The following is an 8,256-nucleotide window of genomic DNA, read 5'->3' as shown; positions in this document are numbered from 1 at the left end:
GTACGGGAAAGAGGGGGCCGCCTGTCGTTGTCACCGGCCCGGGCGCGGGCCTGTCACCGGCCCGGGACGCGTCGGCTCAGCCGAACCGTCCGCCGTTGCCGTTGCCGCCGCCGTTGTCCTGGCCCCGGAAGAAGCCCTCGGGGAGGGAGAACGAAGGTGTCGGAACGGGTTCGCCGCCCCCGCCGCCGTTGTTGTTTCCGCCGACCAGGCCGCCGATGAAGCCGCCGTTGCCGTTGCCCCTGTCGTCGCGGTCGTCGTCGTCGCGGTCCTCGTCACCGCGGCCCTTGTTGCGGCCGTCGGGGATATGGACGTCGTTGAAGTACTCGACGGGCTTGCCCTCGAGCGCGCCCGACATCATGTCGCGCCAGATCGGACCGGGGACCTCGCCACCGAAGACCTTGCCGTACGGCTGGCCGCCGATGGTGATGTTGGACATCTTCCGCTTGTGCGCGGGGTCGCCGACCCACACCGCGCCGGCCATGTTCGGGGTGTACCCCACGAACCAGGCCGCGTAGCGCTCGTCCGTCGTACCGGTCTTGCCCGCGCTGGGACGGCTGCCGAGGCCGGCCTTCGAACCCGTACCGTCCTCGACGACGCCCTTGAGCAGCGCGTTGATCGTGTCGGCCGTCTTCTCCGACATGGCACGCGAGCAGGTCGACTTCGGGACCTGAAGCGACTTGGTCTCGCCACCGACCCGCTGGCTGACCGACTCGATGGCGATCGGCGTGCAGTACATGCCGCGCGAGGCGAAGGTCGCGTACCCGTTCGCCATGGTCAGCGGGGACATCTCCTGGGTGCCGAGGGCGATCGACGGCGCCTGGTCCATCTTGCGGCCGTCGGCCCGCTCGACGCCCATCTTCTTCGCCATCGTCGTCACCGGGCAGATACCGATGTCACTGAGCATCTGGACGTAGTAGGTGTTGACCGACTTGGCGGTCGCTTCCTTCATGTCGTACGGGCCGACCTCCGAGCTGTTCTCGTTCTCGAGCTTGGCGGGGTCGCTCCGGCTGTTCCGCCAGGTCTTGCCGCCGCAGGCGGAGACCGGGCTCGGGTAGGCCATCTGGTACGGCGCCGAGTACACCTTGTTCGCCGGCATGCCGTCCTCGATGGCCGCCGCCGCCACGATCGGCTTGAACGTCGAACCGGGCTGGTAGCCCATGCCGCCGCCCATGTCGTCGTTGACGGACAGGTTGAGGGTCGTCTCGGCCTTCTTGACGTCGACGCCGTACGGACGCGACTGGCCCATGGCGAGGATCTTGCCGGTGCCGGGCTGGACGATGCTGGCGGCGGTGGCCACCTCGTCGCTCGTGTAGACGTGGTCCTTGATGGACCGCTGCGCCGACTCCTGGGCCTCCGCGTCCATGGTGGTGCGGATGGTGAGGCCGCCCTGGTTCCAGACCTTCGCCCTGGCCTCCTTGGTCTTGCCGAAGACCTTGTCGTTCAGGAAGACCTCGCGCACGTAGTCACAGAAGAAGCCCGCGCCCTTGACCGCCGTGATGCAGCCGTTCCTGGGCTTGCTGACCTTGAGGCCGAGCGGCGCCTTCATCGCGTCGGTGGCCTGCGCCCGGGAGATGTCGCCGACGGCGGCCATGCGCTGGAGCACGGTGTTGCGGCGCTTGGTGGCCTCCGCCTCGTCGTTGACCGGGTCGTACCGGCTGGGCGACTGGACGATGCCGGCGAGGAGGGCCGACTCCTCGATGTTGAGGTCCTTGGCGGACTTGGAGAAGTAGCGCTGGGCCGCGGCCTCGACGCCGTAGGCCTGCTGGCCGAAGAAGGTGATGTTCAGGTAGTTCTCGAGGATCTTCTTCTTCCCGAGCTCTTCCTCGACCTGGATCGCGTACTTCAACTCGCGGATCTTGCGGCCGATGGTCTGCTGGGTGGCCTGCGCGACCTTCGTCGGGTCGTCGCCCGCCTCCTCGACGAAGACGTTCTTCACGTACTGCTGCGTCAGGGTCGAGGCGCCCTGGGAGACCTCACCGCTGCGCGCGTTCTTGTTGAGGGCGCGCAGGACGCCCTTCAGGTCGACCGCGCCGTGCTGGTAGAAGCGCGAGTCCTCGATCGCGACGATCGCCTTCTGCATGTACGGCGAGACGTCCTTGAGCGCGACGACGGTGCGGTCGCGCGAGTAGACCGTGGCGATCTGGCCGCCGTCGGCGTCGAGGATCGTGGTGCGCTGACTCAGCGGCGGCGTCTTCATGTTGGCGGGGAGCTCGTCGAAGCTCTCGACCGAGCCCTTCGCGGCGAGCCCCAGCGCGCCCACCGCGGGCAGCGCGATACCGGCCAGCACGGCTCCCGCAAGGACACTGACACCGAGGAACTTGGCGGCCTGCTGCGCAGGAGACAGACCACCGCCCGAGCTCTTCTTTGGCATGAGGGCAGCCTACGTTCTCATTCGCCGGACAGGCGTATAGGCCTTGGCCTAAGCTGCTCTCAACTGTCACAGCAGTGAGGTCACGTATCAATACGTCCGGCGACCCCGAATCGTTCCGGGTGTTCCCCAACTTTTTTGGTGGGGTCGTGTCCGAATCCGCCTTGTGTGTCATGCGGCGTCCGTTGTGACGCAACTGAACTGTCCTGGTTTGCCGGGAAAGTTATTTATGTCGCCAGCTCACTCCCCCGGGTGATCTGCCGCTTACCCATAGTCCGTTCGGGCCATTCAAGATTGGGCCCGACGGGGGTGTTGCGCTGTGCCCACCTTCCGTAACGTCCTCAACTGGCGGCGGTGAATATGCCGCTGCCGCCGTGGGGGAGCCTCGATTCGGGAGAGGACGGCGCCGGTATGGGCTGGGTAGTCGACTGGAGTGCGCAGGCGGCCTGCCGCACTACCGATCCGGATGAACTGTTCGTTCAAGGAGCAGCGCAGAACAGGGCCAAGGCGGTGTGCACCGGATGTCCGGTGCGGACGGAGTGCCTGGCCGACGCGCTCGACAATCGCGTCGAGTTCGGCGTGTGGGGAGGCATGACGGAGCGGGAGCGCCGCGCACTGCTGCGCAGGCGGCCCACGGTGACGTCCTGGCGCCGGCTGCTGGAGACGGCGCGCAGCGAGTACGAGCGCGGCACGGGTGTCGTGTCCCTCGACGACGACGAGATCTACGAGAACTACGCCGCGGTGAGCTGAGGAGTTCCCACCGGGGACTCTACGGGGGCTCCTCGGCGCTGATGTCCGGTCGAGGGCCCGTGCGGGCCCTCAGGCATCACGGCCGGGCGACTCCGGCTCGGCCGCGTCGGGAAGCTCGCGTTCGTTCGCCGCGAGCCGGTCGCCGATGTCGCGCAGTCCCGTGAGGTCGTGGACATCGCCGGGCAGCGCGGCCACTTCCGTCACGGCCACCTCGGGGTGGAGCGCGGTGAAGCGGTCACGCGTGCGCTGCTCACGGGAGAGCAGCTGCATGCGCTCGGCGTGCAGCCTCAGCAGGCCTGCCGTGAGCTGGTCGACGGACCGCTCGGCGTCTTCTGCGTTCACGGCGTCTTCTGCGTCCTCGGTGGGGGAGCCACCCTCGGGAGCCGATGTCGATGCCGGATCTGAAGTCCGAGCTGGGTTCTGAGCTGGGTTCTGAGCTGGGGTTTCGGACGTGGAAGAGGCTGAACTGTCGTATGCGTCGGGGGAGTTACGAAGTCCAGCTTTCCCGCCCTCCTGATCCACAATGCGGGGCTCTTCAAGATTTTCCGCGGCGGCGAGCGCCCGCTCGGCCGACAGCCGGTCGGCGCCGCTGCCGTGGACCCGGTTGAGCACCAGCCCGGCGAGCGGCATGTCCTCCGCGGCCAGGCGCTCCACGAAGTACGCGGCCTCGCGCAGCGCGTCCCGCTCCGGGGCCGCGACCACGAGGAACGCCGTCCCGGGCGCCTGGAGCAGCTTGTACGTCGCGTCCGCGCGCGTGCGGAAGCCTCCGAACGTCGTGTCCATCGCGGACACGAACGTCTGGACGTCCTTGAGGAGCTGACCGCCGAGCAGCTTGCCGAGGGTGCCGGTCATCATCGACATCCCGACGTTCAGGAACTTCATCCCGGCGCGTCCGCCCAGCTTCGCGGGCGCCGTCAGCAGCCGGATCAGCCGCCCGTCCAGGAACGACCCGAGCCGCTTGGGCGCGTCCAGGAAGTCCAGGGCCGAGCGGGACGGCGGGGTGTCGACGATGATCAGGTCCCACTCGTCCCTGGCCCGAAGCTGCCCGAGCTTCTCCATCGCCATGTACTCCTGCGTGCCCGCGAAGCCCGCCGAGAGCGACTGGTAGAAGGGGTTGCCCAGGATCGCGGCGGCCCGCTCGGCGTCCGCGTGCACCTCGACGATCTCGTCGAAGGTGCGCTTCATGTCGAGCATCATCGCGTGCAGCTCGCCGCCCGCGGAGTCGTCGATGCCCTTGACCCGGCGCGGGGTGTTGTCGAGGGAGTCGATGCCCATGGACTGGGCGAGCCGGCGGGCCGGGTCGATGGTCAGGACGACCACCTTGCGGCCCCGCTCGGCCGCGCGCAGGCCCAGGGCCGCCGCGGTCGTGGTCTTGCCGACCCCGCCCGAGCCGCAGCACACCACGATCCGGGTCTTCGGGTCCGCCAGCAGCGGATCGACGTCGAGCAGGCGAGCGGGGGACATACGGGGGCGGGCCGGGTCGTGGGTGTGGGCCGGGTCCGGACGACTCATGACATCCCCTGCTTCCGACTCATGACGGGCCTTGCCTGTGTGTCCTGGCTCATGACACGCCCTGCCCGCGCAGCTCGCGGGCCAGCGCGTACAGCCCCGCCAGGTCCATGCCCTCGGCGAACAGCGGCAGTTCGTGCAGCGGCAGGCCCAGCTCGGCCAGCACCGCACGCTGCTCGTGCTCCAGCGCGTACCGCTCGCCGTACTCCTCGGCCTGCGTGAGCAGCGGGTCCACCAGCCGCTCGGCGCGCCCGCCGCGCCGTGCCCCGCCGAGCCCGGCGGACGAGAGCGACCGCGCAACCGTGGAACGCGTGGCCGTCCGGACGAGTTCCAGATCGGTCTCGTCCAACACCTCCGGCCGCACCATGTTCACGATGATCCGACCCACCGGCAGCCGCGCCGACCGCAGCTCGGCGATGCCGTCCACGGTCTCCTGGACCGGCATCTCCTCCAGCAGCGTCACCAGGTGCACTGCCGTCTCCGGCGACTTCAGCACCCGCATCACGGCCTGTGCCTGATTGTGTATCGGGCCGATCTTGGCGAGGCCGGCGACCTCGTCGTTGACGTTGAGGAAACGCGTGATGCGCCCGGTGGGCGGCGCGTCCATGACGACGTAGTCGTAGGTGAACCGCCCGCTGCGCTCCTTGCGCCGCACCGCTTCGCACGCCTTGCCGGTGAGGAGTACGTCCCTCAGGCCCGGCGCGATGGTGGTGGCGAAGTCGATCGCCCCGAGCTTTTTCAGGGCCCGTCCGGCGCTGCCCAGCTTGTAGAACATCTGGAGGTAGTCCAGAAGGGCCAGTTCGGGGTCGATGGCCAGCGAATACACCTCCCCGCCCCCGGGAGCGACGGCGATCTTCCGCTCCTCATAAGGCAGCGCTTCCGTTTCGAAGAGCTGCGCGATGCCCTGGCGGCCTTCGACCTCGACGAGAAGCGTCCGCTTCCCCTCCGTGGCCAAGGCCAGCGCTAGGGCTGCGGCCACCGTGGTCTTGCCGGTACCGCCCTTGCCGCTGACGACCTGGAGCCTGCTCACGTATTCGAGCCTAACCAGTCCGCGCCCGGGCTACTCCGGAGGCTGTGGACAACCGCCGCCGTGGTCGGCCGCCTGCCCCTGTTCTCCAGGGGCTAGAGTCGGCCGCATGACCAAGTGGGAATACTCAACCGTGCCGCTGCTCGTCCACGCCACGAAGCAGATTCTGGACACCTGGGGCGAGGACGGCTGGGAGCTCGTCCAGGTCGTGCCCGGGCCGAACAACCCCGAGCAGCTCGTGGCCTACCTGAAGCGGGAGAAGCAGTAATGGGTGCCGTCGAGGCGAAGCTGGCCGAGCTCGGTCTGACCCTGCCCGACGTCGTCCCGCCGCTGGCCGCGTACCAGCCGGCCGTGCAGAGCGGCCCGTACATCTACACCGCCGGGCAGCTCCCGATGGTCGACGGCAAGCTTCCGGTCACCGGCAAGGTCGGCGCGGAGGTCACCCCGGAGGAGGCCAAGGAGCTGGCGCGTACGTGCGCGCTGAACGCCCTGGCCGCCGTCAAGTCCGTCGCCGGTGACCTGGACCGCATCGCGCGCGTGGTGAAGGTCGTCGGCTTCGTGGCCTCGGCCTCGGACTTCACGGGCCAGCCCGCGGTGCTGAACGGCGCGAGCGAACTGCTCGGCGCGGTCCTCGGCGACAAGGGCGTGCACGCGCGCAGCGCGGTGGGCGTGGCGGTGCTGCCGCTGGACGCCCCGGTGGAGGTCGAGATCCAGGTGGAGCTCGCGTAGCACCCTTCGGAGCGCGCACAGGCCCTTTCCGCGGGCCTTTTCCGCAGGCCCGGGTGCGGCATCGGCCCCGGGGGCCACTCGAACATCCGCCCGTCACGGGATAGCCTCGCGCCCATGGCGAACGGTCAGTGGTACCCCCCGGAGTGGCCGGACCGCATCCGCGCACTGGCGGCCGGCACACTCACGCCGGTCACCCCGAAGCGCGCGGCCACCGTCATGCTCCTGAAGGACACGGGCACCGGCCCGGCCGTCCACATGCTGCGCAGACGCGCCTCCATGGCCTTCGCCGGAGGCGCGTACGCGTATCCGGGCGGCGGCGTCGACCCCCGGGACGACGATCACCAGGTCCGCTGGGCGGGCCCCACGCGCGCGTGGTGGGCGGACCGGCTCGGCGTCGACGAGACGGCGGCCCAGGCGATCGTCTGCGCGGCCGTACGGGAGACGTACGAGGAGGCGGGCGTCCTGCTCGCCGGACCGGCGCCCGACGCGGTCGTCGGCGACACCACCGGGGCCGACTGGGAGGCGGACCGTGCCGCCCTGGTCGCCCGGGACCTGTCCTTCGCGGAGTTCCTGGACCGCCGCGGCTTGGTCCTGCGCTCCGACCTGCTCGGCGCCTGGACCCGCTGGATCACCCCCGAGTTCGAGGCCCGCCGCTACGACACCTGGTTCTTCGTGGCCGCCCTTCCCGAGGGACAGCGCACCCGCAACGCCTCCACCGAAGCGGACCGTACGGTGTGGATCGCCCCGGGCGAGGCGGCGGCCGGCTACGACAAGGGCGAGCTGCTCATGATGCCGCCGACCCTCGCGACCCTGCGCCAGCTGACGCCGTACGACACGGCCGCCCGGGCGCTCGCGGACGCCCCGGGGCGTGACCTCACGCCCGTGCTGGCCACCGCCCGCCTCGTGGACGACGAGATCGTGCTCTCCTGGCCGGGCCACGACGAGTTCACCAAGCACATCCCGACCACCGGTGGAGCCACCGCATGACGGACGCAGCAGCCCTTCCCGGCCAGCCCCGTGGCGGTGTCCTCACCGGCCCCGCCACCGCGCGGGCCGTCAACGTCCTGGCCCCCAACCCGTCGGCGATGACCCTGGACGGCACGAACACCTGGATCCTCTCCGAGCCCGACTCGGACCTGGCCGTGGTGGTCGACCCGGGCCCGCTCGACGACGGACACCTGCGCCATGTCGTCGCCACGGCGGAGCAGGCCGGCAAGCGCGTCGCCCTGACGCTGCTGACCCATGGCCACCCCGACCACGCCGAGGGCGCCGGGCGGTTCGCCGAACTGACCGGCACGCGCGTGCGTGCGCTCGATCCGGCCCTCCGGCTGGGCGACGAGGGCCTGGCCGCCGGGGACGTGATCACCGTCGGCGGCCTCGAACTGAAGGTCGTACCGACCCCCGGCCACACCGCCGACTCCCTCTCCTTCCACCTCCCGGCGGACCAGGCGGTCCTGACCGGCGACACGATCCTCGGCCGCGGTACGACGGTCGTGGCCCACCCCGACGGCCGCCTCGGCGACTACCTGGACTCCCTGCGGCGCCTCAGGTCCCTCTCGGTGGACGACGGCGTCCACACGGTGCTGCCGGGCCACGGACCGGTCCTGGAGGACGCCCAGGGCGTCGTCGAGTACTACCTCGCCCACCGGGCCAAGCGCCTCGCGCAGGTGGAAACGGCCGTCGAGGACGGCTACCGCACCCCCACCGAGGTCGTCGCCCACGTCTACGCGGACGTGGACCGCTCCCTGTGGCCGGCGGCGGAACTGTCGGTGCGGGCGCAGTTGGACTACCTGGAGGAGCACGGGCTCATCTGACCGTGCCCGAGCACGATCGACCGTGCCCCTGTACGACGTCGGGCCCCGTCTCCGCGAGG

The 8,256-nt window shown here is 70.1% G+C and carries 8 protein-coding genes; 5 read left to right on the top strand and 3 right to left on the bottom strand.

Features of this window, described 5'->3' with window-relative positions; translation table 11 throughout:
• Window positions 1-76: 76 nt before the first annotated feature.
• Window positions 77-2,371 carry a transglycosylase domain-containing protein gene (locus ACFTZL_RS36530; RefSeq protein ID WP_382592187.1) on the bottom strand — a complete coding sequence of 765 codons (2,295 nt, stop codon included), beginning with the start codon at window positions 2,369-2,371 and terminating at the stop codon, window positions 77-79.
• Window positions 2,372-2,779: 408 nt separating this feature from the next.
• Here ACFTZL_RS36530 and wblA point away from each other — a divergent pair, with 408 nt between their 5' ends.
• Window positions 2,780-3,118, top strand: coding sequence for a transcriptional regulator WblA (wblA, locus tag ACFTZL_RS36525; protein ID WP_184594573.1), 339 nt, complete (start codon window positions 2,780-2,782; stop codon window positions 3,116-3,118).
• Between the two features lie 69 nt (window positions 3,119-3,187).
• Here the strand turns inward: wblA and ACFTZL_RS36520 are convergent, their stop codons facing one another.
• The gene (locus ACFTZL_RS36520; RefSeq protein ID WP_382592184.1) at window positions 3,188-4,630 is read right to left on the bottom strand and encodes an ArsA family ATPase; all 1,443 of its coding nucleotides are present in this window, start codon (window positions 4,628-4,630) and stop codon (window positions 3,188-3,190) included.
• Window positions 4,631-4,679: 49 nt separating this feature from the next.
• Window positions 4,680-5,657 carry an ArsA family ATPase gene (locus ACFTZL_RS36515; RefSeq protein ID WP_382592181.1) on the bottom strand — a complete coding sequence of 326 codons (978 nt, stop codon included), beginning with the start codon at window positions 5,655-5,657 and terminating at the stop codon, window positions 4,680-4,682.
• A gap of 106 nt (window positions 5,658-5,763) precedes the next feature.
• On the opposite strand from ACFTZL_RS36515, the gene ACFTZL_RS36510 reads away from it, so the two are divergent.
• The 4 genes from ACFTZL_RS36510 to ACFTZL_RS36495 all read left to right on the top strand — a co-directional run bounded on the left by ACFTZL_RS36510 (window position 5,764) and on the right by ACFTZL_RS36495 (window position 8,197).
• The gene (locus ACFTZL_RS36510) at window positions 5,764-5,922 is read left to right on the top strand and encodes a DUF4177 domain-containing protein (protein WP_097218487.1); all 159 of its coding nucleotides are present in this window, start codon (window positions 5,764-5,766) and stop codon (window positions 5,920-5,922) included.
• Window positions 5,922-6,383, top strand: coding sequence for a RidA family protein (locus ACFTZL_RS36505; RefSeq protein ID WP_382592178.1), 462 nt, complete (start codon window positions 5,922-5,924; stop codon window positions 6,381-6,383). The genes ACFTZL_RS36510 and ACFTZL_RS36505 overlap by 1 nt, the downstream gene beginning before the upstream one ends.
• A gap of 114 nt (window positions 6,384-6,497) precedes the next feature.
• Complete coding sequence (locus ACFTZL_RS36500) at window positions 6,498-7,370, top strand: NUDIX hydrolase (protein ID WP_382592175.1); 873 nt, start codon at window positions 6,498-6,500, stop codon at window positions 7,368-7,370.
• Window positions 7,367-8,197 (top strand): MBL fold metallo-hydrolase, encoded by an 831-nt coding sequence (locus tag ACFTZL_RS36495; RefSeq protein ID WP_382592172.1) that lies wholly within the window; start codon window positions 7,367-7,369, stop codon window positions 8,195-8,197. The genes ACFTZL_RS36500 and ACFTZL_RS36495 overlap by 4 nt, the downstream gene beginning before the upstream one ends.
• Window positions 8,198-8,256: the final 59 nt, after the last annotated feature.

The sequence above is a fragment of the Streptomyces sp. NPDC056948 genome (assembly GCF_042674225.1).
GTDB lineage: Bacteria > Actinomycetota > Actinomycetes > Streptomycetales > Streptomycetaceae > Streptomyces > Streptomyces purpurascens.
This window is presented reverse-complemented; position numbering and strand designations above follow the sequence as displayed.

Excerpts from the sequence above, each read along its gene's own strand:
- ACFTZL_RS36530 (WP_382592187.1), bottom strand. The coding sequence starts at position 2,371 with ATGCCAAAGAAGAGCTCGGGCGGTGGTCTGTCTCCTGCGCAGCAGGCC.
- wblA (WP_184594573.1), top strand. The coding sequence starts at position 2,780 with ATGGGCTGGGTAGTCGACTGGAGTGCGCAGGCGGCCTGCCGCACTACC.
- ACFTZL_RS36520 (WP_382592184.1), bottom strand. The coding sequence starts at position 4,630 with ATGAGTCGTCCGGACCCGGCCCACACCCACGACCCGGCCCGCCCCCGT.
- ACFTZL_RS36510 (WP_097218487.1), top strand. The coding sequence starts at position 5,764 with ATGACCAAGTGGGAATACTCAACCGTGCCGCTGCTCGTCCACGCCACG.
- ACFTZL_RS36505 (WP_382592178.1), top strand. The coding sequence starts at position 5,922 with ATGGGTGCCGTCGAGGCGAAGCTGGCCGAGCTCGGTCTGACCCTGCCC.
- ACFTZL_RS36500 (WP_382592175.1), top strand. The coding sequence starts at position 6,498 with ATGGCGAACGGTCAGTGGTACCCCCCGGAGTGGCCGGACCGCATCCGC.
- ACFTZL_RS36495 (WP_382592172.1), top strand. The coding sequence starts at position 7,367 with ATGACGGACGCAGCAGCCCTTCCCGGCCAGCCCCGTGGCGGTGTCCTC.